We start from the raw sequence: 23629 nt of genomic DNA, 5'->3' as shown, positions 1-23629 counted from the left end.
CAATGAGTAGCATCTATTTTTTTCTGATGTTCGGCTACTTAGAGGGAGCAGGGATATGGTGTATAAAATTTCCGGTTATCAATTGCTTGCAATGACCTTTATCTACCAACTGGGGACGACCATCATTTTCGGATTCGGCAGCGCGGCAGGCCGGGATGCCTGGATAGGTGATCTTATCTCATTAGGACTCGGCCTAGTCGTGATTGGGGTGTACACAGCTTTAAGACATCTGAACCCGGGACTTACCTTGGTAGAATGGTTCCCGGCCCAACTGGGGCGCTGGCTGGGTACGCCGATTGCCTTCTTATATCCGCTCATGTATTTGTACCTCACGGGGCGAATCATTGCGGACACGAGGGACATGGTTTCGACTGCGATTTTACCCGGAACACCGCTGCTCGTGATTACGAGCGTTTTTGCCTTTATTACCGCCTATTGCTGTTACGGCGGAATCGAGGTCACCGCAAGGATGGGGGAATTGATTTTTCCCATTGTCATCCTCATGTTCATAACGGAAACCTTACTGCTCTTCGGCTCGGGAGTCCTGCATCCTCATCATATTCAACCGATGTTGGATGAGGGCTGGGGCCCCGTATGGAATGTCGCTTATCCGAACGGGATCACCCAAGGATTCGGTGAGAGCATTGCCCTCGCCATGTTCTGGCCGGATGTCAAAGACCAAGGAAAAATCACGAAGGTCACCCTACTCGCCACCATGCTGGCCGGGTTGATGATTGCCAGCTTTGATGTCTTGGCTATTTTGGTATATAACGATTTGTTTTCCCGTTTTGTCTATCCGCTCTATACCTTGCTTGGCGTGATCAGCGTAGGCAATTTCGTTGAAAACCTGCAGATGTTCGGAGTTCTATACTTTTTTGCAACAGCCCTGTTAAAAAGCGTGATCAACCTGCTCACCGCACTCCAAGGCATCCAAAAGCTAACGAAGATGAAGAGCTACCGCATCATGATTATTCCGGCAACCCTCGTCGCCTTAATCCTGGGGATGACGATGTCCAAGAATATTACCGAGCATATTTATCTCCAGCATTATAAAGTTTTGGTTCCTTATTTCTGGGTACCGATGTTTTTAATCCTACCGGCTATTCTGCTCATCTTGTCGTGGATTCGTAGCAGGGTGCAGAGGAAATGACCGATAGCCCCTTCATTTCTTAATCTCTCGCTCCTTCAAGTGCAGCGAGGGTCCTGTTACGCCAATTTTCCGGATCGTCAACTTTGCTTTAACAGAAATTTCGGCTTTCCGAAATTCCTGGTTCCAGTTGTCCTTTAAGGATCTCCAACGGGACGGGTACTTGCGATGGATGACTTCGCCAAATTCAAAAACGTCGGTTCCAAACTTATCCTGCACCTTGGTGATCGTTTGATAAGCGTTCGTTTCGACTTGTTTCTCCAACGCTTCCTGAACAAGGTTAAGATTATGCGGCTGCGTGAGGTCAAAGCCCGTATTGTTCTCCCGAATCATCCCTTGACCGATCAAGGTGACCTGGATTTTGATGTTGTCGCCTTCGAATATCGGTTGAACTTTGCTGTTCAACTTGTTCAGATCCATACTGATCTTGCCGTTATCCCCTGCGATCTGGGACGTAACGATAAGCTTTCCGAGCTCTCCTTTTATCCATCGCAACACTTTGCCTTCGTTCACGTCAATAAATCCCAGCAACTTCAGATCATTGTCGAAAATCCCCGTTCCCGCAATATGAAAGCCCTTCTCGCCCGAGCTCCCCCCCTGTTGCGCACTCTCTTGCCCCGGCGTATCAAAACCTATCGCTATGGCCGGCAATGCCGGACAATTTCCGTCACTAATCGAAGAGATCATCAGGTTGATCAGACCCATTTCCTTTAGCGTACCAATTTGGCTGTATTCCTTTAAAGCTCCCATACCTGGGATGTCCTCCAGCGGGTAGGCCACATTCAGAAACTCCTCGGCTGTCCCTCCCCTTACGATAAAAATATCGCTGCGCAGCTTGAGATTCGGGTCGCGGCTATACGTATCAAGCACCTCTTTGAGCCCCTTTCTGGCCTGCGCCTCGCCAATCACGATCACGCGTCGGTGCGCGCGGTACACTTGACGGGACAGCTTGGTTTGCATTTGCTGTACCGCATCCAATGTGTCTTTCCCGGTGCCGGTCACAACGAAATATGGCTTATCCTGGCCACCGCCTCCCCCGCCGCTGCTTTTCTGCGCGCTGCCAATCCGAAAAGGGGCGATCACCTGAGCGCTGATCATGACTCCCTTGTCCTTAGCCGAATCGATTCCCCAGGCCAACTCCAAGGCGAGATCATTCACCTCCGAGCTATCCCAACACCCCGCCGTCAACAACAGCGTCAGCATGGCTAAAGCGAAGACTCCGGCTTTCCGCATTCGGTTCATGGCTCTGTCCTCCCCCGTTTCGGACTCGGCCGTTGGCCTTTCGGCACGCGTTGTTTATTTCCCCCAGTGGAGAGCAAGGGCCGTTGATGCATGCTCCACCTTGGCGCGCGTATCCATACATCCTTCATGTTCTCAGGGAATTGCGGTGAGATCGGTGTCATATACGGAATTCCAAACGATCGAAGGCCCAGGAGATGGATAACGATGAGAAAGAGGCCCGCGATAACCCCGTACAAACCCAGGACGCCGGCTAAAATTAACATGGGAAAACGCAGCAACCGGACTGCCGTCCCGAGATTGTATCGCGGAATCGCAAAGGACGCGATGCCCGTCGTGGCGACGATAATCACGACGGAAGCGGATACGATGCCGGCTTGAACGGCCGCTTGTCCAATCACGAGCGCACCTACGATGCTGACCGCCGAACCGATCGGCTTCGGTAGGCGTATGCCCGCTTCCCGCAGGCCCTCAAACATGAACTCCATCAATAACGTCTCAATAACTGTCGGCAGCGGAACCCCCTCCCTGGCGGCAGCGACACTAATCAATAAACTCGTCGGAACCAGTTGTTGATGAAAGGTAGTCAATGAGACGAACAACGACGGAAGCAGCAAGGAAATGTTCAACAGGCCGAACCGAATGAGCCGAATAAACGACGTATAAATGGAACGCTCATAATAGTCCTCCACGGCCTGCAGTCCGGACCAAAAGGTCATGGGGGCAATCAGGACAAACGGCGTGTTGTCGACGAAAATGGCAATCTTCCCCTCCAGTAAGCTGGAACAGACGATATCGGGCCGCTCGGTATTTTGGATTTGGGGAAAAGGAGACCAGGGTACGTCTTCAATGAATTCTTCGATATACCCCGATTCCAACACCCCGTCAATCTCGATGCGGTGAAGCCGCTGGCGGACTTCCTTCAATACCGACTCCGATGCAACTCCCTCTAGATAAGCAATGACGATATCGGTCTTCGAGTACTGGCCGAGGGTGAGCGACTCCATTTTCAGCTTCTCGCTGCGAATCCGTCTGCGGATCAGACTGGTATTCGTTCGCAGAACTTCCGTGAATCCGTCCCTCGGTCCGCGAACGGACAACTCGGCGCTCGGCTCTTCGATGGCACGCTTCTCAAAGCCCTGTAACCCAACCAGCAACGCCTGGTTCTCCCCATCGATCAACATGGCGAGGTCGCCTTTCAGAATGCTTTCCACGATGACACCGATCTGCTGGGCCGGCTTGACCTGGGCAACCGCAACAAGCCGTTTGGTCAGCAAGTCACTTAGCGATCCAGCCCCGCCGTTCTCCGCACCGCCAGGCAAACCCTCGAACATCATCGGCTGCAGCACGACTTGATCTAGCATATTCGTGTTGACAAGCCCATCGACATACACCAATAGAAGGCCGGGTTGACCCGGAAGGGTGACCGTACGAAAGAGGATATCGGAGCTATTGGAGAAGAGTTGTTTCAGCATCCGTTCGTTGCTCGAGAGATGAGCGGCGACTTCACCCGCTTGATCGTTCCGGTTCGGGGCTGCCGATTTCGTTCTCGGAACCCCCTTGTTATTCGATTTATACCGCATCGGAAACTTCATCTTTACGCACCTCATTCATGATGAGGTTAGTATTCCGGTTGAGAAGCGGATCATTCAAATGATGGGTGATTTGCATGAAAAAGGAGCCTTTTCAGAGGGGAATCTCCCCCTTTGACAAAGCTCCTTCGTATTCCAAGTTCCGGTATTATTATCGCGAAGAAATCACGCTGCCTTGCGCTGCGCGGCTTCTCGCTTTCAGAAAGACGTTTAACCGTTCGGAGAACAACCACATTGCGGCGGCCGACAACACGATGTATATCGGGAAAACCCCGATCGTTGAGTGCGAAGCCAGGAACCCGAGCAGGGGCGGCATAAAGGTGCTGCCGGTGTAGGCGACCGCCATCTGAACCCCCATAATCGTCTGGGATTGCTGCTTGCCGAAGCGTACCGGCGTTTCGTGCAGCATGCATGGGTAAATCGGGGCCAAGCCCAGGCCGATGATCAGGAAACCGATCAGCGACAGGATCGCGGGTAAAGGCAGGATTAGCAGCACCGCGCCAAACAAGGCTGTGATTTGTCCCGTGCGGATCATGACGCGATTGCTCACTTTGAACGTGACGAACCCTGCGATGAACCGACCAACCGTGATCCCGGCGTAATACATCGATACCCAGCTCGCGGCCGTTGCGGCCCCGATATTCTTGACGCCGACGAGGTAGCTGCTGCCCCAAAGGCCCACTGTCGCCTCCACCCCGCAATAGAACAGAAAGGAAACCAGCGCCAGCTTGACGCCAGGGATCCGCAGCGGTTTGACTCGGCCCGCATCCGACGGCTCCGCTTCCCGTTCGCCAAGCTCTTCCTTCCTGGAATCGCCGGCGGACTGAGCAACCCGGTCCCAAAGCGGCAGCGTGAAGAATAAAATGACAACCAGGGCAAATTGAATGATCGCTACCGTCAAATAACCGTTTCGCCAATGACCGTCGCCGGAGATGAATCCAGCCATGATCACGGGCCCCAGCGTCGCGCCGACGCCCCAGAAGCAGTGCAGCCAGCTCATGTGATGCGCTTTGTAGTGGGCCGCTACGTAATTGTTAAGGCCAGCGTCAACCGCCCCGGCGCCCAAACCCAGCGGAATGGCACAGACGCCCAGCCAGAACACCGATGGGGCTAACGAATAGCCTAGCAAAGCCACAGCGGTCATGATACAGCTGGCGAGCGTCACCTTTCCCGTACCAAACCGGCGCAGGACTGAGCCGCTGGCCAAGCTCGACACGATCGTGCCCGCGGCTACGATCATGAACAATACGCCGGCGGTACCCAGCGGCGCACCCAGGTCGCCCCGAATAATCGGCCAGGCTGAGCCCAGCAGCGAGTCGGGCAGCCCCAAGCTGATGAATGCCAAATAAATAATCAACAAAAAGAATGTCGCCATGTTTCAATCTCCTTCTCCTATCCGCTTGTCGAAATCATCAATTGTCGTCCTAGATGCTGCAGTCCGTTCAAATAATCCCGCCGCCAATCGCTCATCATTAGCCGAGGCAGATGCTCGGTTGGAACGTACCGCGCACTCCTTGCCTTGATTTCGTTCAGCAAGAACACGCTAACTTCATCATGACAAAACACTATGGTATGCGGGTTGATCAATGCGGTACAGGTCGCGACCAGACGGCTGACCGCATCCACTCCTGCGGTGCCTATTCTGGCCTGGCCAGGCCCAAGATGGGGCCGCGCCTGTAAGGCCTGGCCGAAATTCTTCTCCTCATATTGAGGAACGTAAGAAACTTCTCCTGTGAAGAACGTGCTGCCTCGAACGACATCGCCGTTGATCAAGATCCCTGACCCCGGTCCATTCTGACCGAAATAGAGATAGACCAGTGAGGGATTATCGCTCGTATCGAGATGATGGTAATACCCCAGCACCGCGGCGTTCATGTCGTTCTCCACGATAGCGGGAAGTCTAAACCGCTTCTCCAGAGCGCCCTTCAAATCGAAATTTTGGAGCGCACCGTAGGCCGGGATATGAATGATCCGCCCTTGATTGACCGCCCCCGGAACGCCGACTGCCAGCGAACGAATCTTTGGAAATCGGCTCATTTGCTCCTCAATCAGCTCGGCCAGACTGTCGCCTGCATCTCCCAGCATGCTGGGGGCGTGGCCCTCTTCCTTCACTTCGCCGGAGCAATTATAGATGACGTAATTCGTTTCCGTTCGCTCGAGAAATACAGCAAGCCCCAGCATGACATCCGGATTGTACACATACCGCTCTGCCCGCCTGCCGCCGCTGGAATCGTCCATCCCGATGGCCGTAATCTCCCCAGCCTCCTTCAATTCGGCCAGAAACTTGCTGACCGTCGGAAAGCTGACGCCCAATTTCCCGCTTAGCTCCGCCTTCGTCGCGCTGCCCATGGCCAGCAAGGTGGAACGGATACCGCTGCGAATCACCTGCTTCATCTCTTTAGGTGTAGCCGGCAGCTCGTTCATGGGGCACCTCCTTCCACTTTTTAAACAACTTTAATAAGTTGATATCAGGGTACCACAACCCTACGGGGAGAGGAAGGGGGCGGAAGAAACTTTCTTTATTCTACGGCTCGTATTCGCTTAGCTTTCCTTCATAAATAAGCTGCAGCCGGCCGCACTGCCGAAAATCATCCGGCGTCACCAACGCAGAAAGCTTGTTCCATAGCTTGATCCCCGACCGCTCCAGAATTTCCGCAACGAATTGCGAGCAGAAATACGAGTTGCTGAACTCGATCGGCTCCTTCAAGGCGATCCCAATGATACCTAGGATGTTGTATAAGAACTTTTGCCGCTTGCGGATAAACAGCTGGAGCACGCGCTCCATTTTCTCCACCTCGCGCGGGGTGACCTTCAATTCGTAGATGACACAGGTTGTGTTCGGATATTTGCTGAATGTACCGGTCTTGATATCCTCTTTCACAAATCCGCCGTTCAGCGGGTTGTTCGGGTGTTTCCGCCCAAAGCTATACAGCTCCGACAGCTCGCGGTTAAACGAGATCGAAGCATGATTATAGGGCGCTCTTGTGTATCCCTTGATCATTTTGGTGAAGAGCGTCCCCGTATTCGTTAGCAAAATAAACACCGAGCGATCCGCGGCCATCGACTTTAATTCCCCTTATCTACGGTAGACTATTTGTAGACTATTCCTCCATAATAACATATGATTCCTTTGGTGGAATCTACCTCCTAAGGAAGTTGGGATTTAGCATGTTAAACCCTCTGCAATGGACGATGATCGTGATCTTTGTGGTCTTGGCGGTCATTCATTCCATCTGCTTTATACAGGACCGGAAGCATCCCGGCGAGGGGTTCCCGGCCTTTCGGCAACGCCTGCGCACTTGGTGGGGCATGTGGCTGATCCTCTGCCTCGCGACCTTGTTTAACCCGGTCGTTTCGCTGCTGGCGGTGATGCTGCTGTCTTTTTTCGCGCTAAAAGAATACTTCTCCATGATCCGTTCGCGCAAATCCGAGCGTCGGCTGTTCTTATGGGCGTATTTGGCGATTCCCGCGCAGTTTTACTGGATCTTGATCGAGTGGTACGGCATGTTTATCGTTTTTATCCCGGTGTACGTATTCCTATTCCTGCCGCTCCCCCGCATGATTAACAAAGGAACGGCCGGATTCTTGCGCAGCGTCAGCCGGGTCCAGTGGGGACTGATGCTGATGGTGTTCGGTCTTAGCCATCTCGCGTATTTCCCGTTCGCCACGCCGCAATATGGTGCGGGACTGGTGCTCTTCCTGGTTGTCCTGACCCAGTTAAACGATATCGCCCATTATGCGGCTTCCTCGTATCTAGGCAAGCGCAAGGTCGTGCCAACGGCGAATCCGTACGTAACCTGGGAAGGCTTTGTTTGCTCGTTTGCGGTGACGTCCATCGCCGCTTCCCTCTTGGCCCCGATCCTGACGCCGCTGGGTTCCAAGTTTGGCTTGTTCGCAGGCATGCTGATCGGGCTGGGCGGCTTTATCGGCAGCACCACCGTCTCCGTCCTGAAGCGGGATTTGCTCATCGGCGACGACGACAAAGCGCAGGCCTTGAAGAAGAGCTACCTGAGCCTGGTCGACAGTCTGACGTATACCTCGCCGATCTTTTTTCACGTGACACGTTATTTCTTTGATTTCATGTAGGAGGATGAAGTCCGGCCGACGAATGAAGCGCCTTTTTAACATAACCCTAACATTCAGGCAGTATAGTGGATAAGCGTCTCTCATTCGCACGACCTAAGGAGGAACAGATAAGGTGACCGGTATGATTCTGATTGTACTTACTTTGCTGCGCATCCCTTCGGCCATCATCTCAGGGCGCAACGAAGCTCGAATCAAAGCACACGGGGGCCTCGAATACGGCAAGACCAACAGCCGTGCGCTCATCGTCGTGCAGTTTCTGATTTACCTCGGCACGATAGGTTATGCCTTCATCGAGGAAGTACCTGTCGGCACGCACACCTATATCGGCCTGGCCGTATATGTATTCGCCATGGCGGTGCTTGGGTATGTCATCCGTACGCTCGGTCGCTTCTGGACCTTCAAAATCTATATTGCCAAGGGCCACCAGCTCGTGGAAACCCCGCTGTTCAAACGCATCAAGCACCCGAACTATTATTTGAACATTATCCCGGAGGTGCTTAGCTTCGCGATCATTTCCCAGGCCTGGATCGTGTTTACGCCGTTGTTCGTGCTGCATCTGATCACCTTGTTTAACCGCATTCGGTTGGAGGAGAAAATCATGAAGCAGACGTTCCGGGAGTATGGAAAGGGATGAGGGGACTGCCTGTTACTTAACCCATAAGTTTGTCTCTTTGGCATCCTTATGCCAAATCACTATTCACTTCGTAACAAGATTCTCCTATGGAGTTCCCTTGGCCCGTATTGCACGCCAATACTCCAGTAACCTCCCAAAAACTGAACAAAGCTGCCTGATTATACGCCAGCAGCTCATTCAGTTTTGGATATTCTATTATATCTTCATGGCTCACTTAGTGTATGAATATACCAGTTTCACTATATTGTAAACTTTAAACCCAGCAGTTGTTCACTAAGACTCCAGAGCTGCTCGGCCGCCTCAGAATTAACCGCATATGGCATCACGCCGGAGTCCGTTAAGGTCGAATTGTTGTCTAAGTGAAATTCCGAATCAGCGTCCTGCCCTAGAGGGGCGATATCGCAGTTCTCACAGTAAACACCGCCCATATTGTTAAGCTGTGGGCTCGTTGCGCACCATACACTGGTAGCAGCCCCTTGCCCTACTGTCTTGAGATTCTTCGTTGGGTCGAGAACCGGCTGTCCGTGTTCGTCAATGACGCCGGCCGCGCGAAGTTCCTTCTCAGAAAGATGTTTTTCAAGGCCAGTCCCAACGATGCTGCCCGGATGAAGGGAAAAGGCCCGTACGCCGTCGGCCTGACCGCGTTTGTCTAGCGCTACCGCAAAGAGAATATTAGCCGTCTTTGACTGACCATAAGCGCCCCAGCGATCGTAGTCACGTCGATCAAAGTGTGGGTCGTCAAACACGACAGGCGAAAAGTGATGCCCCCAGGACGAAACTGAGACCACCCGCGCGCCATTCGCTTGCCGCAAAGCGGGCCATAGCCGTGCTACAAGCTGGAAATGGCCTAAATGGTTCGTGGCAAACTGCGATTCATACCCTCGCGAATCGCGTGACAGTGGAGCTGCCATAATGCCTGCGTTGTTAACTAGGATGTGCAGTGGTTGTCCGGACACAAGAAACTTATCAGCAAAGGCATTAATCGAATCAGGATCCAGTAAGTCCATCAGTTCAGTTTCAACGCCGTTGATGTCCTTTAGAGCGGTCTTCGCTTTATTGTGGTCACGCGTCGGAACGATGACTCTCGCGCCAGCTGAACTAAGCACACGCACAGTTTCAAGACCGAGGCCGGAATAGCCCCCGGTGACGATGGCAGTTTTGCCGGAAAGATCAATACCATTAATAACGTCTTCGGCTGTGGCAGAAGCTCCATACCCTGAGCCGATTGGTGTTTGCTTTGTTGTCATAATAAATCTCCTTTAAAGGTTAGTATAATAAATGGTTTATCATGGGCTTGCTATCCGTTTAGAAAGGATAATCCATTCAATTGGCATCCCTATCGCTACGTCTTTTATTTATGCTGTGATCATCATTATCGGTCTCCTAATTTAGTATTTAGACATAATTCAATTAATGTCTATGTGTCTATATTAAGCGACTAGACAAAGTTTGTAAAGTGTATAATAATAGCATCATGAACGACAATAAGAAGCTTCATATACTAACCGTTGCATTGGACGTGTTATTCAAGTATGGCTATAAGCGAGTGTCAATGAATGAATTAGCAGAAGCTGCCGGTATATCTCGTGCAGGTCTCTATTTGTATTTCAAGAACAAGGAGGAAGTTTTTAACGCAACGATTCTTCATTATGGCGACCTTCTTATTGAAGAAATAGTGGGAGGAATTTCTTCCAAGAAAACGCCTGAAGACAAAATTTTATATGCGTTCGAGGTTTGGTCTATAAACAATTTCGATCAATCGTTGAACTCACCGGAAGTTAAAGAAATTACAGACAGCTCATATACTTTTGCTCAAGAGGCACTCCATTCGAGCTACAAGAAGCTTGAGGTCGTTCTGATCTCTATATTGGAATCTCAGACGAAATCCACCAGCAGCATAAACAGTCTATCCCCAGAGAAGTTAGCTCATCTTTTAACAAGTGCATCGCGCGGTTTTAAGATGGTCGCCAGGGACTCCTCGGAGCTTCGCGAAATGATTAAAGACTTGCTTCGAATAATTCTGAATAATTAGGAGATGATGTTTCATCTTCTGATTATAGGATGAAATTGTGCGGTCCTCCCCTTCATTCAAATAAAAAACAGCAGCAGATCCTCTGGACTGACCCCTTATCGTGAGACTAATCAAAACACCTTCAAGAAAATGGATCCATGTCGTAAGATATGGAGAACAACTTGGAGGTTTATTTACGTTGGCAACAAGAGTAAGTTATCCGATCGAAATCAAAATGAAGGCAATTGAAATGAGATTAGGTGGTGTAACGAAGCGAGAGGTAATGGGGCAACTTGGCATTCGAAATAAATCACAAGTAGAGACTTGGTTACGTTGGTATCGAGCGGGTGAACTACACCGTCTGGAGCAGCCCGTTGGCAAACGATATAGCTATGGTAAAGGTCCAGAGTAACTCAATTCGTATTCAAGCGAAACTAAATAACCAGTCACCGATTGAATATCGGCAACTGGCTATCTAGCTCAATAAGGTGTTTTGATCCCTGTCTCACAAACGGGGGTCAGTCCCCGCTAATGGTTGCCGCCGTTTTATTTTGTATAGGTCTCCCGCTAGAATTCCTGTAGAACGAATAATTTGGCGTTTAACAAAAACGAACGCCTCGGCACGATGGAATTATACTAAAAACCATCTGCCTTTCGGCCCCTTAGTTAAACTGGAACTGTGCTTCAAGCGCGGCACTTGCCGGAGGCAGCTCGATTCCTTGTTCCCAGAGCAGAATCGGCTCTTCCGGTGAACCATAATAAATCGCCCGGACATCGGGTGACTTGCCCATCGCTTTCCGGTTGGCGCGGATTTGTTCAAGATTGAGGGTATCGTACGTGTTCGCAAGGGATATGTCGGCGAATTTCCGCGTTTTGATCAACGGACGAACCGGAACCAAGTATAACCGGTCGTCATCCCATACCCCTTTGACCTGGTTAACGGCGTAACCGTCCGTCATTTTAACGTGGTAAGCAATTCTTCCGTTGTGCAGTTGGCTCACCTCCGTGATCCGAATGACTTTCGAAGGGACCCGCGTGATGTTCCACTCCGTTAGACCTAAATACCCCAAATAGAGAATGGCGCAGGCCGCCGCAGCCAGCAGAAATCCTCTGACGAAGGCAAATGTCTTGGAACGTTTCCAGGAGGCCTGGATCCGTCTTAACCCGTTCTCCTCCAGCTGCCGAGCATTCAAGCTCGTTCTCGAACCGCTTTCCGGGAGGGGCAACGCGATGTCCCCGCTCATTTGATCCAGCAGCTCCCTGCATTCAGCACACGCAGTGAGATGTTCTTCCACCAAAGCCCGGGAAGCCGAGCTGCACACCTTATCGTAATAGAGCGGCAGCAAATCCTGAATGACCTCGCACGAGATCCGACTCATCCTTGTTCCTCCTTCCACAATCCTCTGATTTTGTACTTGGCGCGGTGAAAGGTCACCCGGGCCCAGCTTTCGGTTCTTCCGAAGATTTGGGCAATTTGATCAAACGACAATTCCCCGAAGACTCTTAACATAAACACTTCCTTATAGGGTTCGTCCAGGCCATGCAACAACTTATGCAGGTGCAGGGCTTCCGTCTTGTCAACGAACCGTTGCTCGAAGCTGATCCGGCCGTCGGCACGCTCCAAGCTCCCTTCCGGGTCCAACCTTCTCTGCTTGTCCAGATAAGTGAAATACGTGTTCTTGGCAATTTGACATAACCAAACGCTTATTTTGCTAGTGCCCTGGAACCGATCCAACTGCTGAAGCGCTTTGAAGAACGTCTCTTGCGTAATCTCCTCCGCCACCTGCTCATTTCGGCTTAACGACAAGGCAAACCGATACACGTCCCGAAAATAAACATCATAAATTTGTTCAAGTTCGTCCAAGCATTCACCACCTTACCCAACATAAGACTCGCAGATCGTGATTTCGTTACAACCTTTATGAAAATAAAAAACGGCCCCCCCAAGGCGCAAACCCTCCTCGGGCGAAGCCGCTAATTGTTTGTTTGCTGGCAGGCTGCCGTTTAGGCCCACCAAGCCTCCTTGGGGTAGGCCGGGTCTCCGATATCCACCGGCTCGCCGATTTTCGGCGTGGCGACGGGCACGTTCCGGCGTTCGGCTTCCGCGGTTGCCCGGCGGACCGGGTCATTCCAATCATGCAGCGACAAGGTGAATGCCCCCCAATGGATCGGTAGGAGTACCCCGCCCCGTACATCCGCTTGGGCCTGAACCGTCTGTTCCGGCAGCATATGGATGTCGCTCCAGCGCGGATCGTATTGGCCACATTCCATCAAGGCCAGATCAAACGGTCCATACTTGTCGCCAATTTGCTTGAAATGCGGACCATACCCGCTGTCCCCGCTGAAGAAAACCTTCCGCTCCGGCGACGCGATCACCCAGGAGCACCACAAGGTACTGTCCCGGTTCGCAAGCCCCCGGCCTGAGAAATGACGGGCCGGAGTGCAAGCCAGCCGCAAGCCGTTCCAGTCGAGCTCCTCCCACCAATCATGCTCGCTGATCCGCTCCGGCGCAACGCCCCACCGTTCCAGGTGGCTGCCGACACCCAAGGGGACGATGAACCGTCCCACTCGATCTTTCAATTTCCGGATCGTGCCGTAATCCAAATGATCGTAATGGTCATGGGACAAGATCACCGCATCGACCTCCGACAAGTCTTCCAGATCGAACGGCATCTGCCGGTTATATCGCTTGCCGCCGAAGGGCGGGACCGGTGTTGGCGACGGGCCCAGCATCGGATCAAGCAGGAGGCGCTTGCCCCCGAGCTGCAGCAGCAGCGCCGAATGGCCCAGCCAAACGACCCGGTCGCGATCCCGGTCCTCCAGCGCGTCGCGCCCCAGCTTCACGACCGGCAGGATCCGGTCCGGTCTCACCCGCGGGTTCCCGCGCAAGTAATCCCGCAACAGTGAAACCATGTTGCCCGAGGAAGGCTCGAAGGAAGAAGTGGGCTCGGTGTAGGCGAACTTCTTGCCCTGCCATTGAGGAGATTGCACATAACGCGCCCGCTTGGCGGGGGAGGCCTTCCCGCCGAAGGCCGGATACAGCCTTAGAAACAACATGATGCCAATCAGGAGAACCAACACGATACCTAAAGCTATATACATGTATAATACCGCCTTTTCTTACGTAAAGAGTTGATCATGGATCGATTCAAGGAGAGTATACTGCATCGCGGGGCGTGTTGCCAAATGGAGAAAAGGTACTTCCCCATTTTGCGGGTAAGCCGTTACCCTTGTTGCTATGAGACATATTGTGGAAGGGAGAACCATGGGTTGGCAAGACCACGAGCCAGAGGAGCGATGATATGGAGACCGGCCGAGGAATCCCCAAAATGAAACCACAACATGGAGTTTCCGTGATCACCTGCACTAATCGCCGAAGCTATCTCAAGAATATGTTTCATAACTTCAACCGACAGCTCTACCCCGTGAAAGAACTGATTATTGTCATCAACAAAGACAACATCCCGCTGGAGCCTTATTTGCGCATGGCGAAAAAATCGAAGAACATTCGCGTCTTTCGCGCTCCTGAATCTTGGTCCCTCGGCGCCTGCATCAACTTCGCCGCTAAAAAAGTGAAATATGCTTACATTGCCAAGTTCGATGACGACGACTACTATGCCCCCTATTATCTTACGGCCAGCCTGCAGGTCATGCACAGAAGCCAAGCAGACGTCATTGGTAAACGAGCGCATTACATGTACTTAAACGGCTCAAAGACGCTGATCCTGCGTTTTCCCCATGACGAGAACCGGATTACTTCTCGGTTGCCCGGCGCAACGTTAGTATTTCGGAAGGCGGTCATAGATCGGGTTCCATTTCCTAAGCTGAATGTGGGGGAAGACGATGTGTTTTGCCTCCACTGTAAGAAGAAGGGATTCAAAGTGTATTCCGGTGAGAAAAGCAATTTCGTGGCGATCCGCCGCAAAAACTCCCAAGGGCATACCTGGGTCATCAGTGAGCAAGAGTTGATCTCCCACCACCGAAAGATTCCGAACGTCCGGAATTACAAGAAATTTGTACATCAAAAACCAAAGGGTGTTCTGTAATGAAAACCGGAGTTTCGATCATTACCTGTACCAAACGGCGAAACTGTATGGACACGTTGTTCCGAAACTATGCCCGGCAGGAGCATCCGCACAAAGAGCTGATCGTGATCTTGAATCACCCCAGCCTGCGAATCAGCGAGTACGAGCTGGCAGTCCGTCGGTTTCCGAACGTCAGAATCGTCAGCGTGCCGGATTCCGTCTCCTTAGGGGCTTGCCTGAACTTAGGGGTCAAGCTCGCCAAGCACCCGTTGATTGCCAAGTTCGATGATGACGATTATTACGCACCCCGTTATCTGACGGACAGCGTACGCATTCTTCGCCAGACCAAAGCCGACATTGTCGGAAAAAGAGCCCATTACATGCAACTGAGCGGCGAACCGCGCCTGCTGTTCCGCTACCCTGCGATGGCCGGTCGTTACGTCCCTTTAGTCCAGGGTGCTACCCTGCTGGTTCGACGTCGGGTGTTCAAACAGGTTCGTTTTCCCGACCGAAGTCGCGGGGAATGCGTTCGATTCTGCGCGTCCTGCCGGGCGAAAGGCTTCAAGATCTATGCCGGCAGCCCACGGCATTTCCTTGCCATCCGCCAACGCAACTCCAAAGACCATACCTGGATCGTCAGTGATAAAGCATTATTGAAGCGCAATGTTCGGTTGTTGGAGGTAGACGATGCGCGGCAGTTCGTGGGCGGAACGTAAAAAAAGCTGTCTCCGCAGGTCTTACCGTGACCTGAGAGAGACAGCTTTGGGGTTGGATTCAGGTTCCGCAAAACGTGCGGTACGGCCGGTCGCAGGCCTTCGGCAGCTCCGCGTATTCCGCCTGCTGCGGCGTATGCGCAAAGGGCTGCGCCAGCGCCTCAAGCAGGCGCTGCATCACGCCATAATCGTCCCGCTCGACAGCGGCTTCGAGCGCTTCCTCCACCCGGTGGTTGCGCGGGATGACCGCCGGATTGCTGCGGCGCATGAGTTCCCGGGCCGCTTCTTGCGATTCAGCCTGTTCGGCGAGCCGCGCCTGCCAGCGCGTAAGCCACCCCGACCACTCGGGGGTACCGGCCATCGGCGGTTCCTCTAGCCGATCAAAGGTCAAGGCGAGGAACGTATTGGTGAAATCGGCGCGATGCTGGTGCATCAGGTCGAGCAGGTCTTTGACGAGGGCGGCATCCTCCTCCTGTTCGGAGAACAAGCCCAGCTTCGACCGCATGCCTTGCAGCCAGGCCGCTTCAAATTGCCAGCTAAAGCCATGAAGCGCCTCTTCGGCGAGCTTGACGGCCTGATCTTCCTCCTCATGCAGCAGCGGCAGCAGGCTCTCGGCGAACCGGGACAGGTTCCATACCGCGATGTTTGGCTGATTGCCGTAGGCATATCGGCCGTGACGGTCGATGGAACTGAATACGGTCGCGGGGTCGTACGCGTCCATAAAGGCACAGGGCCCGTAGTCGATCGTCTCGCCGCTCAGGGCCATGTTGTCGGTGTTCATTACGCCGTGGATGAAACCGACAAGCTGCCACTTAGCGATCAGCGCGGCTTGGCGCTGAGTCGCCTCCCTTAACAGCGCCAAATAGCGCCCGGACTCGCCGATGTCGGCGAGCTCGGCCAGCTGCGGGTAATGGCGCTGGATCACGTAGTCGGCGAGCGTGCGGACGTCCGCCGGCTCGCCGAATTGCGCGGCGTACTGGAACGTGCCGACGCGCACGTGGCTGGCCGCAACGCGGGTGAGAATCGCCCCGCGTAAGCCCTGTTCCCGGACCACCGTCTCCCCGGTGGTCACCACCGCCAAGCTGCGGGTCGTCGGAATGCCCAGCGCGTGCATCGCCTCGCTGATGATGTACTCCCGCAGCATGGGACCCAGCGCGGCGCGCCCGTCGCCGCCGCGCGAATACGGCGTCCGGCCGGAGCCCTTGAGCTGGATGTCGAAGCGATCGCCGCGAGGCGCGATCTGCTCGCCGAGCAGCAGGGCCCGGCCGTCCCCCAACATCGTGAAATACCCGAACTGGTGGCCCGCATAAGCCTGGGCCAGCGGCTCCGCCCCGGGCGGCAGCCCGTTGCCGGCGAAGACGGCAACGTTGGCTTCGCTTCGCAGCGCTTCAGGGTTCAAGCCGAGCTCCGCCGCGAGCGAGTCGTTCAGCACGATTAGCATCGGCGACCGGACCGGCTTGGTCTCTTGCTTCGTGAAGAAGAACTCCGGCAAGCGGGCATACGTATTATCGAAATTCCAACCGGTATTCGGATTCTCGTGTGATTGGCTCATCGGCTTCTCCCTCCTTAGGGTTGTCGTCCCGGCCGGATCTCCCTGCAGGACGTAATTACTTCATTGTACTGGATGGACGCGCTCCGCGAAACCCACCCACTTTACGCGCTGATTCTAGTGTTTTCCACCAAGCTTCCGTCGGATATTCTTCCGATACCCAGATCCGAACGGGTTCCCCGAGCTTTGGCGTGGTTAGCGGAATGCCCCGCTGCTTGGCCTCCATGGACAGCTGACGGACCGGATCGTACCAGCTGTGCATCGCCAGCGAAAAAGCCCCCCAATGAATCGGAAGCAACACATTCCCTCTCACATCGAGATGAGCTCGCGCCGTTTGCTCCGGCCGCATGTGGATATCCCACCACCGGTCATCGTACTGGCCGCATTCCATGAGGGTGAGGTCGAACGGGCCGTATTTTCCGCCGATTTCCTTGAAATGGGGTCCATATCCGCTATCCCCGCTAAAATAGACCCTCTTCTTCGGCGTGGCAATCACCCAGGAGCACCATAGGCCGCCGCCGCCTTGTTTGAACAGCCTCCGCCCCGAAAAATGCCGGGCCGGCGTGCACGCCAACCGGACGCCCTGGAGCTCCAACTCTTCCCACCAGTCGTATTCCTCGATTTGTGCGGGGGCCACGCCCCACCGTTCCAGATGGCAACGGATGCCGAGCGGCCCGATGAAGCGACCTACCCGGTCCTTCAACTGCCGGATCGTGCCGTAATCCAAGTGATCATAATGATCGTGCGACAGAATCACGGCATCAATCGGCGGAAGCTCGTCCAGAGAGCCGAAGGGCAGCTCGCGGTTGAATCTTTTGCCGCCCCCCATCGGCGAGGTGGAGGCTCCAAGCATCGGATCCAGCAGGAACCGTACTCCCCCAAATTGTAGGAAAAGGGCGGAATGGCCGAACCAAACAACCGTATCCCCCTGGAGCTCTTCGAACGTCTTCCGATCCAACTTGACCTGAGGCAACGGCCGATCCGGTTTCAGTTGGGGTCTCCGCTGCACATACTCGCGCAGCGCCGTAATCATGCTGCCCGGCGAAGGCTTGAACATTTTCGTCTCCAGGGGATATTCGAATTTCGTTCCTTTATAGTTTGGAGATTGCCGATAGCGCTTCAGGTCTGCGGGTGACGGCTTGCCGCCAAACGGCGGGTACAGCTTCTGGAACAAATTCAATCCAACGGCTAGGAGCACGACGAGACAAATCAGAACAAATAACCACATCATCGGGTGGATCGCCTCCTCTGAACGAATCACTTCATCCAGGAAGGTTGTGCCAAAGACCGGCGATTTATGCAAAAAGACAGGCAACTGCTGGCTGCGCGGACTTCTGCTACTGTATGCCTCGCTCCTGACGGAAAGCCTCGATCCGCTCCCGGTTGTTCGCGTCGATTCGCAGCGAAATGCCCCGGCTATTGAGGACGATGCCATCCATGTTTTCGGACACCGCCAGCAGGTCGTCGTAAGCCGCGATGTTGCTGCTCCAGACCGTTTTGTCGTAAACTTTCTCGAATTCCGGCCAATCGGTAAACGCCGGCAGCCAAGCCGAACCGTCCTCCGCGCTTAACACGCCGAATTGAAGGATGGCCCCTTGCTTCAACGTCTTCATGCCTTGCTCATCCGCGGGCGAAGGATCGGACTCCTTCAATTGCATGGGCAGCAAATACTTCGCCAGCAAAAGCTCATCAAGCATTTCCGCCTCCAGCGCGTTCAGCTCCCGCCCGCGTGCCTCCGGGTCACCCGTCGGCGCATGCAACGTCTGGAAGAAACGGATCATCGCCCGCTGCAGCCCCGGATTGGTCACGGGAATGCTGATCTCCGGTGTCCCCGTCCAATCCGGCGGCGGCACGATCTCATCCCGGTTCAATTCGATGTGATACTGACCGTTGTCCACAAGGATTTTCGGCAATCCCAGAAGATGAAGCTGCCCGAACGTCCTCAGCACATCCTCCCCGCTGATCGGTTTCATCTCCAGCATCAAGTGCTGCTGACGGAAATAATCCTCCGCGTTCGCGGCATACGCCTCCTGCGAGAACATCCACACCCGGTCTTCCCCGTCCAAGTAAGGATATCCGGTTGCCTGATCACAAGCGAGAACCAGCGTTTCGGCCTGCTTCACTTTTTCGTAGAGTACGCCCGTAAAGGCCTTGATCCGTTCGTCCAAATACACATCCGGGAAAGCCTCTTCCGCCTTGAATCGCTTGGCGGCATGCACCAGAAATATCAGCTCCTGAATCTCCAGCCCGCCGAGCTCTTCCCGCGAAATCTCCGGCGTTAACAGAAACCTCCGCCCGACCTCGTCTTTCCGTTCCTCGTTCATCCGGCACCTCGTTTCCTATATCGTTTGAATATAGTATAGCTTATAACGATGTCGAGAAAGTAAATCATTGGTATAATCACTTCAATGACGAAGGGAGGATCTATTCATGAATGACGATCATGGAAAACCCTTTTCCCATCCGGCTGATCCGCACGGCGCTAAAGCTAACTATGATACGAATGAACATAAACTACACTCCACGGGGGTTCCTGGGTTTTGGCGACAAACCACAAATCTGCTGATTTTAGCTGGGGTCATTGCTGCAATTATTATAATAAGCAGAATTCTATAGTCGAACATACAAAAAAAGGGGGGGCGATTGGATGCACAAATACAGCAATATCATTTGCAGCTTGATCCTATCTGCTGCAATTTTAGGTGGATGTTATCTGCTGGCCGAGCGAGGAGAAGATAAGCCCGATCCGGCTATACAGGAACAGAAAGTCAGCGAAGATAAGTCGATATTGACGGAAAGCGAATTAGCCGATTACCTAGGAATCACCAGGAGTGAGTTGCAAGACATTCTGGAATTGGACCGGAAGAAGCGGGGAAATTTCAATGGGAACGTTTATGATACCTACTCGTTTTTGCCTCGCATGGAGCTCCCCAACCGGAGTTATATTTTTTTAAAGAGCGAAATTGAGAAATGGGTTGAGTATCATTCTTCCAAATTGGATTGAATCACGAGGTGTGAAGGGGGAAGTTATTCATGGATTTGCGTCTGAAGTTTAATGAGGACGTCGTAAACTATGAGAAGATGCGCCCCACGTATGTGGAGGAGCTTTTTCAGGATGTGATTCGGTATTCAGACCTCAACCAGGGTAAGAGAGCCCTTGAAGTCGGCATCGGAACGGGCCAAGCCACCCTTCCTTTCTTGAACACCGGCTGCGAGATTACCGCCATCGAACTTGGGGAAGATTTGGCTAAGTTTTCTGCGGAGAAGTTTTCGGGGTTTCCCCATTTCCGCGTGATTCAGAGTGATTTCGAAAGCGTCAGGCTGGAGCCTGAGCAATACGATTTAATCTACTCCGCCACGGCGTTCCACTGGATCCCGCAAGAAATCGGATATCCCAAGGTGCATCAACTCTTGAGAAGCGGAGGGGTACTCTCGTTATTCTGGAATCGTCCGTTCCCGGCCCGGAAAGACGACCTGTATGAAGCCATGCAGCACATCTACGCGAAATACGCGCCCTCCTCGAAAGAACCTGCGCCGCATACCGAACAGAAAAGCTTAGAAATGGTTCATACCCTCGAACAATATGGTTTCGCCGACGTGAAATTCAAATTATATCATCAGACCCGAACTTTTGATGCGCCAAGCTATGTGGACCTCCTAAATACGTATTCGGACCATCGGGCTTTCCCGAAGGAGCTCCGCGTGCGTATAGAGCAAGAGATGATTGAGGCCATCAACCATTACGACGGAAAGGTTGAATTACACGATACCCTCGATTTGTATTTAGCCAGGAAGCCGTAGCGAATTAGGGAAAGGAGGACGACATTTGAAGCGGAGATTGATTTGGGTAACGATGGTGCTAGGCGTCAGTGCCATTTTTCTATTCCTATACCTGTACCCTCAGCTCGTCAGAAACACAAAATACGATCTTCAGCTCGGACACACCCCTAATCCGGAGTTCGCTAGGATCAACGATCATTCGGATCATTTTGTAAATAACGCCGGGCTTATCGCCATGGCCATCTACCCGGATAAGAAGGAGAGCCTTCGTCAGGCTCAGTTATATGTAACCAAACGCGGGGACAGAGAAGTTCTTCAAGTTCAAAAAGAAAGAGAAACGGCTGACTTGGCTGCCTTTGAAATGCGACTCAAAAATTTGAAGTGGGAGCCTGGGGAGTACACGCTGTATTTCAAACGCGGATTGGAAATTCAGATGAAGCTTGATTTTACGTTGGAGTAGCTGATGCTCCACATAAAAGAAAATAACCCGCCCAGGTTAGCGCCAAGGGTGCGGGTTATTGATCCAAGCACTTTGGAGGTTTCCCACCCAAAATGTTGTGCGGGGAGTCGGATGGCCGTCCGGCTCCTTATTTCTGTCCTAGGCCCTTCCCAGAGAATAAAAGATGCCGGTTCCCGCCTTCGCTCAGCCCCCCAACCCATGAATCAAGGTCTGCACGACAGGACTGTTCCCAAACACCACTACAGCCATACAACCACTAAATACGATCCACGACAATACTCTTCTTCTCATAACTCTTTTCCACCTCACAGAATAGATATTTGTATTGCTCTTGAACCTCCCCGGAAGCCTCATGCCGGTACTTCTCAAACAACCGTGCACAACGAATCAACATCGATTCATGGTTGAACCTCAAGGCCAGCTCCATTCCTTCAAAAAGCCGCCGGAACCCCATCTCATACCGCCAAGTGCGAAATAGTAATGCGCCAGTTCCGACAAGTACCGTACATACTGATCCGCCACAATTTGTGCGTTGTATTGGCCGAAACGGCATGACCGTTCTTTATACGTCAGATGTGCCCGGAACCGATCCAACAAATGATCCACATTCAACTCAAATCGGTTGGCCGCCAGCAAAATCCGGTACATCGCCGGAACAATCTCCTGTGTATTCGCCGCGACATACTCAGCATAATCCCCCAGTACCTGAACCTCGCCAGACATCAAGCGGTATAAATACGCATTGGCCTGACCCCATTCCTGAAACTGCTCAACGACCCGCCGCTCATCTTCGCTTTCTACCCCAGTTCCGTGTAGAGCACCACCGCGATACAAAGCAACATACTCCAAAGCTCGTGCGTACTCTTGCCTGGCATCGCACACATTCGCCTTCAACAAATACGAGTACAGAAGATAAAAAAGCTCCGGCCGAGACGCCCCTTCATCCATCGCCCTCTTCCATTTTCGATTTACCCGATGGTGGTATTGAATCGCTGCTTTCTGCTCCAGCTTCTTCGCCAGGGACTGAACCCGATCCCACTGATGCAAAGAAGCGTACACATCCGCCAAGTCCTTCACCGCATCCAATTGAATCCCCTCATCCAATCGGTCCACATAGTCTTCGAACAAGACGGCAGCGCGTAAATTCTCCTCTTGATCCTCCCCGAGATGAATCGTAAATAAGCGATACCGGCTCAATGCCAATCGCTCAGAATGCTGGTACTTCTCACATTCGGCAACGCATTGGTATAGCAGGACGGCTGCCGCCCTTTTCCCTTCTCGAAAAAACTGCTCCGCCGTCTCATACAACAGCGGCATATACGATAACCGATCCGCTACCGCCTGCACCAGCCGCTCCAGGCATTCCAGCTTGTCCAACTCCGCGCACCGCCGGATAAACGGCCCTAACCGCCTCCAATGCATCGGCACACCACGCAAACATTCTTCTAAGTAAATCTCGTAAAGGGAACCCTGCTTCAGCCCCATCCCCTCCGTGATGAGATCCAAGTTATGTATGGAAATTTGCCGATACCCGCTCAACATTGCACTAATCGTCCCCGGATTAATGCCGGAAATCTCGGAAAATTGCTGAAGCGTAAGCTCCGCTCGCCTTAAATAGCTCTCCAACTCTTGTCTGACCGTGGTTGCAGGTTTCATGGGAATACCTCCCCCGCGTCCAAATCGTAACCTATCAAAATTATCCATCCTTATTTATCCATTTCATCCTGATTGTATAGTCTTTTTAAGTCGTAGTCAATAAAATTAGTACGTATAAGTACTATTTAATGATATTAATTTCTAGTATACTTATCTGTATTTGCCCAACCACCTTACCTAACCTAAAAGAAGAGGTGGTAATCCATGAATTTACCAGAAATCGTTGGAAAACGAATCCGTGATTACAGAAAACAAAAGAACTGGACCCAAGAGCAACTGGCCGAATCTGCATCGCTTCACTACAGTTACATAGGCGGCGTAGAACGAGGAGATCGGAATATCTCATTAGAAACGTTAGAGAAAATTGCTACTGCTTTGGATATTCCTGCTGGGGAATTATTTCGTCCGGAAGTGGTACTCGATAAACAACAGTTACTTGATGAACATATGAAAATGGTAAGCGGCAGAAGTGCAGAGGAGATTGCGTTGATTACGAAGATTACGCGGGATGTGATTTGGGGGATGGGGATGAATAACTGAGAATTTGTTAAGAATTAGGGTTAGGAGGGGACTGTTTCTTTGACTCTGCTCCAGTTATGAAAGAAGCAACCGACCAATTGCCCAATAAGTTTTGTTCTTAAACCTCCAAATTATAGGATTATCTCAAGGAACATCCCTTCAGGGATTTTATTATCTCAATGTAAAAAACTCTTGATTTAACCTTTCATTATATCGTA

General features: G+C 52.5%; 24 protein-coding genes and 1 pseudogene. 12 read left to right on the top strand and 13 right to left on the bottom strand.

Annotated elements, in window-relative coordinates; all coding sequences use genetic code 11:
* Nucleotides 1–55: 55 nt before the first annotated feature.
* Nucleotides 56–1150, top strand: coding sequence for a GerAB/ArcD/ProY family transporter (locus IM700_RS10705; protein WP_193416923.1), 1095 nt, complete (start codon nucleotides 56–58; stop codon nucleotides 1148–1150).
* A gap of 12 nt (nucleotides 1151–1162) precedes the next feature.
* Here IM700_RS10705 and IM700_RS10700 read toward each other — a convergent pair whose 3' ends face one another.
* From IM700_RS10700 to IM700_RS10680, 5 genes are all read right to left on the bottom strand, one after another.
* Complete coding sequence (locus IM700_RS10700; protein WP_239483794.1) at nucleotides 1163–2389, bottom strand: Ger(x)C family spore germination protein; 1227 nt, start codon at nucleotides 2387–2389, stop codon at nucleotides 1163–1165.
* A complete protein-coding gene (locus IM700_RS10695) occupies nucleotides 2386–3969 on the bottom strand; it encodes a spore germination protein (RefSeq protein ID WP_418888779.1) in 1584 nt (527 codons plus the stop codon). The genes IM700_RS10700 and IM700_RS10695 overlap by 4 nt, the downstream gene beginning before the upstream one ends.
* 160 nt (nucleotides 3970–4129) lie before the next feature.
* Nucleotides 4130–5353 carry an MFS transporter gene (locus IM700_RS10690; protein ID WP_193416921.1) on the bottom strand — a complete coding sequence of 408 codons (1224 nt, stop codon included), beginning with the start codon at nucleotides 5351–5353 and terminating at the stop codon, nucleotides 4130–4132.
* A 17-nt stretch (nucleotides 5354–5370) separates the two neighbouring features.
* Nucleotides 5371–6402: an ROK family transcriptional regulator gene (locus tag IM700_RS10685; RefSeq protein WP_193416920.1), complete on the bottom strand. Its 1032-nt coding sequence runs from the start codon at nucleotides 6400–6402 to the stop codon at nucleotides 5371–5373.
* 100 nt (nucleotides 6403–6502) lie between these two features.
* Nucleotides 6503–7039, bottom strand: a complete 537-nt coding sequence (locus tag IM700_RS10680; protein ID WP_193416919.1) for a hypothetical protein — start codon at nucleotides 7037–7039, stop codon at nucleotides 6503–6505.
* 107 nt (nucleotides 7040–7146) lie between these two features.
* Between IM700_RS10680 and IM700_RS10675 the strand changes: the two genes are divergently transcribed.
* Both IM700_RS10675 and IM700_RS10670 read left to right on the top strand, forming a co-directional pair.
* Nucleotides 7147–8064: a phosphatidate cytidylyltransferase gene (locus tag IM700_RS10675; protein WP_155604712.1), complete on the top strand. Its 918-nt coding sequence runs from the start codon at nucleotides 7147–7149 to the stop codon at nucleotides 8062–8064.
* A gap of 121 nt (nucleotides 8065–8185) precedes the next feature.
* Nucleotides 8186–8698, top strand: a complete 513-nt coding sequence (locus IM700_RS10670; protein ID WP_239483806.1) for an isoprenylcysteine carboxylmethyltransferase family protein — start codon at nucleotides 8186–8188, stop codon at nucleotides 8696–8698.
* Between the two features lie 239 nt (nucleotides 8699–8937).
* Here IM700_RS10670 and IM700_RS10665 read toward each other — a convergent pair whose 3' ends face one another.
* Entirely contained in the window at nucleotides 8938–9945 is a 1008-nt protein-coding gene (locus tag IM700_RS10665) for an oxidoreductase (protein WP_193416917.1), read from the bottom strand.
* Nucleotides 9946–10172: 227 nt separating this feature from the next.
* On the opposite strand from IM700_RS10665, the gene IM700_RS10660 reads away from it, so the two are divergent.
* Together IM700_RS10660 and IM700_RS10655 are read left to right on the top strand one after the other, a co-directional pair.
* A complete protein-coding gene (locus tag IM700_RS10660) occupies nucleotides 10173–10730 on the top strand; it encodes a TetR/AcrR family transcriptional regulator (protein WP_193416916.1) in 558 nt (185 codons plus the stop codon).
* A gap of 178 nt (nucleotides 10731–10908) precedes the next feature.
* Nucleotides 10909–11118: pseudogene (locus tag IM700_RS10655) on the top strand (helix-turn-helix domain-containing protein); the annotation flags it as partial.
* 253 nt (nucleotides 11119–11371) lie between these two features.
* On the opposite strand, the gene IM700_RS10650 reads toward IM700_RS10655, so the two are convergent.
* The 3 genes from IM700_RS10650 to IM700_RS10640 form a co-directional block, all read right to left on the bottom strand.
* Entirely contained in the window at nucleotides 11372–12088 is a 717-nt protein-coding gene (locus tag IM700_RS10650) for a zf-HC2 domain-containing protein (RefSeq protein WP_193416914.1), read from the bottom strand.
* Entirely contained in the window at nucleotides 12085–12573 is a 489-nt protein-coding gene (locus tag IM700_RS10645; RefSeq protein ID WP_193416913.1) for an RNA polymerase sigma factor, read from the bottom strand. The genes IM700_RS10650 and IM700_RS10645 overlap by 4 nt, the downstream gene beginning before the upstream one ends.
* A 140-nt stretch (nucleotides 12574–12713) precedes the next feature.
* A complete protein-coding gene (locus IM700_RS10640) occupies nucleotides 12714–13811 on the bottom strand; it encodes an MBL fold metallo-hydrolase (protein WP_193416912.1) in 1098 nt (365 codons plus the stop codon).
* A 227-nt stretch (nucleotides 13812–14038) separates the two neighbouring features.
* On the opposite strand from IM700_RS10640, the gene IM700_RS10635 reads away from it, so the two are divergent.
* A complete protein-coding gene (locus tag IM700_RS10635) occupies nucleotides 14039–14755 on the top strand; it encodes a glycosyltransferase family 2 protein (protein ID WP_239483792.1) in 717 nt (238 codons plus the stop codon).
* Nucleotides 14755–15450, top strand: coding sequence for a glycosyltransferase family 2 protein (locus IM700_RS10630; protein WP_193416910.1), 696 nt, complete (start codon nucleotides 14755–14757; stop codon nucleotides 15448–15450). Before IM700_RS10635 ends, IM700_RS10630 begins: the two co-directional genes overlap by 1 nt.
* Before the next feature lie 58 nt (nucleotides 15451–15508).
* On the opposite strand, the gene IM700_RS10625 is transcribed toward IM700_RS10630, so the two are convergent.
* From IM700_RS10625 to IM700_RS10615, 3 genes are all read right to left on the bottom strand, one after another.
* Entirely contained in the window at nucleotides 15509–16999 is a 1491-nt protein-coding gene (locus IM700_RS10625) for a protein adenylyltransferase SelO (RefSeq protein WP_193416909.1), read from the bottom strand.
* Nucleotides 17000–17054: 55 nt separating this feature from the next.
* The gene (locus tag IM700_RS10620; RefSeq protein ID WP_336244892.1) at nucleotides 17055–18227 is read right to left on the bottom strand and encodes an MBL fold metallo-hydrolase; all 1173 of its coding nucleotides are present in this window, start codon (nucleotides 18225–18227) and stop codon (nucleotides 17055–17057) included.
* A gap of 106 nt (nucleotides 18228–18333) precedes the next feature.
* The gene (locus IM700_RS10615; RefSeq protein WP_193416908.1) at nucleotides 18334–19320 is read right to left on the bottom strand and encodes an SseB family protein; all 987 of its coding nucleotides are present in this window, start codon (nucleotides 19318–19320) and stop codon (nucleotides 18334–18336) included.
* Nucleotides 19321–19426: 106 nt separating this feature from the next.
* Here IM700_RS10615 and IM700_RS10610 point away from each other — a divergent pair, with 106 nt between their 5' ends.
* Genes IM700_RS10610 through IM700_RS10595 form a run of 4 tightly spaced genes read left to right on the top strand, consistent with a single transcriptional unit; the run spans nucleotide 19427 to nucleotide 21236 of the window.
* Complete coding sequence (locus IM700_RS10610; RefSeq protein ID WP_193416907.1) at nucleotides 19427–19612, top strand: hypothetical protein; 186 nt, start codon at nucleotides 19427–19429, stop codon at nucleotides 19610–19612.
* Nucleotides 19613–19643: 31 nt separating this feature from the next.
* Nucleotides 19644–20000, top strand: coding sequence for a hypothetical protein (locus IM700_RS10605; protein WP_193416906.1), 357 nt, complete (start codon nucleotides 19644–19646; stop codon nucleotides 19998–20000).
* Between the two features lie 29 nt (nucleotides 20001–20029).
* The gene (locus IM700_RS10600) at nucleotides 20030–20797 is read left to right on the top strand and encodes a class I SAM-dependent methyltransferase (protein WP_193416905.1); all 768 of its coding nucleotides are present in this window, start codon (nucleotides 20030–20032) and stop codon (nucleotides 20795–20797) included.
* A gap of 25 nt (nucleotides 20798–20822) precedes the next feature.
* Entirely contained in the window at nucleotides 20823–21236 is a 414-nt protein-coding gene (locus IM700_RS10595) for a hypothetical protein (RefSeq protein ID WP_193416904.1), read from the top strand.
* 411 nt (nucleotides 21237–21647) lie between these two features.
* Here IM700_RS10595 and IM700_RS10590 read toward each other — a convergent pair whose 3' ends face one another.
* Nucleotides 21648–22892, bottom strand: a complete 1245-nt coding sequence (locus IM700_RS10590) for a helix-turn-helix domain-containing protein (RefSeq protein ID WP_239483791.1) — start codon at nucleotides 22890–22892, stop codon at nucleotides 21648–21650.
* Between the two features lie 204 nt (nucleotides 22893–23096).
* On the opposite strand from IM700_RS10590, the gene IM700_RS10585 reads away from it, so the two are divergent.
* Nucleotides 23097–23432 (top strand): helix-turn-helix domain-containing protein, encoded by a 336-nt coding sequence (locus IM700_RS10585; RefSeq protein WP_193416903.1) that lies wholly within the window; start codon nucleotides 23097–23099, stop codon nucleotides 23430–23432.
* The last annotated feature ends 197 nt before the right edge of the window (nucleotides 23433–23629 follow it).

Origin of the sequence: Paenibacillus rhizolycopersici (assembly GCF_014947195.2) — a bacterium.
In the GTDB taxonomy this organism is placed as follows: domain Bacteria; phylum Bacillota; class Bacilli; order Paenibacillales; family Paenibacillaceae; genus Fontibacillus; species Fontibacillus rhizolycopersici.
Note: the sequence above shows the minus strand (reverse complement) of the source record. Positions and strands in the feature narration are given on the sequence as shown.

What these genes read in the sequence shown, in the direction of transcription:
- IM700_RS10670 (WP_239483806.1), top strand. Translation starts at nt 8,186, where the DNA reads ATGATTCTGATTGTACTTACTTTGCTGCGCATCCCTTCGGCCATCATC.
- IM700_RS10625 (WP_193416909.1), bottom strand. Translation starts at nt 16,999, where the DNA reads ATGAGCCAATCACACGAGAATCCGAATACCGGTTGGAATTTCGATAAT.
- IM700_RS10680 (WP_193416919.1), bottom strand. Translation starts at nt 7,039, where the DNA reads ATGGCCGCGGATCGCTCGGTGTTTATTTTGCTAACGAATACGGGGACG.
- IM700_RS10640 (WP_193416912.1), bottom strand. Translation starts at nt 13,811, where the DNA reads ATGTATATAGCTTTAGGTATCGTGTTGGTTCTCCTGATTGGCATCATG.
- IM700_RS10705 (WP_193416923.1), top strand. Translation starts at nt 56, where the DNA reads ATGGTGTATAAAATTTCCGGTTATCAATTGCTTGCAATGACCTTTATC.
- IM700_RS10620 (WP_336244892.1), bottom strand. Translation starts at nt 18,227, where the DNA reads ATGATGTGGTTATTTGTTCTGATTTGTCTCGTCGTGCTCCTAGCCGTT.
- IM700_RS10695 (WP_418888779.1), bottom strand. Translation starts at nt 3,969, where the DNA reads ATGCGGTATAAATCGAATAACAAGGGGGTTCCGAGAACGAAATCGGCA.
- IM700_RS10600 (WP_193416905.1), top strand. Translation starts at nt 20,030, where the DNA reads ATGGATTTGCGTCTGAAGTTTAATGAGGACGTCGTAAACTATGAGAAG.
- IM700_RS10585 (WP_193416903.1), top strand. Translation starts at nt 23,097, where the DNA reads ATGAATTTACCAGAAATCGTTGGAAAACGAATCCGTGATTACAGAAAA.
- IM700_RS10650 (WP_193416914.1), bottom strand. Translation starts at nt 12,088, where the DNA reads ATGAGTCGGATCTCGTGCGAGGTCATTCAGGATTTGCTGCCGCTCTAT.
- IM700_RS10635 (WP_239483792.1), top strand. Translation starts at nt 14,039, where the DNA reads ATGAAACCACAACATGGAGTTTCCGTGATCACCTGCACTAATCGCCGA.
- IM700_RS10700 (WP_239483794.1), bottom strand. Translation starts at nt 2,389, where the DNA reads ATGAACCGAATGCGGAAAGCCGGAGTCTTCGCTTTAGCCATGCTGACG.
- IM700_RS10675 (WP_155604712.1), top strand. Translation starts at nt 7,147, where the DNA reads ATGTTAAACCCTCTGCAATGGACGATGATCGTGATCTTTGTGGTCTTG.
- IM700_RS10685 (WP_193416920.1), bottom strand. Translation starts at nt 6,402, where the DNA reads ATGAACGAGCTGCCGGCTACACCTAAAGAGATGAAGCAGGTGATTCGC.
- IM700_RS10610 (WP_193416907.1), top strand. Translation starts at nt 19,427, where the DNA reads ATGAATGACGATCATGGAAAACCCTTTTCCCATCCGGCTGATCCGCAC.
- IM700_RS10615 (WP_193416908.1), bottom strand. Translation starts at nt 19,320, where the DNA reads ATGAACGAGGAACGGAAAGACGAGGTCGGGCGGAGGTTTCTGTTAACG.
- IM700_RS10665 (WP_193416917.1), bottom strand. Translation starts at nt 9,945, where the DNA reads ATGACAACAAAGCAAACACCAATCGGCTCAGGGTATGGAGCTTCTGCC.
- IM700_RS10590 (WP_239483791.1), bottom strand. Translation starts at nt 22,892, where the DNA reads ATGAAACCTGCAACCACGGTCAGACAAGAGTTGGAGAGCTATTTAAGG.
- IM700_RS10630 (WP_193416910.1), top strand. Translation starts at nt 14,755, where the DNA reads ATGAAAACCGGAGTTTCGATCATTACCTGTACCAAACGGCGAAACTGT.
- IM700_RS10690 (WP_193416921.1), bottom strand. Translation starts at nt 5,353, where the DNA reads ATGGCGACATTCTTTTTGTTGATTATTTATTTGGCATTCATCAGCTTG.
- IM700_RS10660 (WP_193416916.1), top strand. Translation starts at nt 10,173, where the DNA reads ATGAACGACAATAAGAAGCTTCATATACTAACCGTTGCATTGGACGTG.
- IM700_RS10605 (WP_193416906.1), top strand. Translation starts at nt 19,644, where the DNA reads ATGCACAAATACAGCAATATCATTTGCAGCTTGATCCTATCTGCTGCA.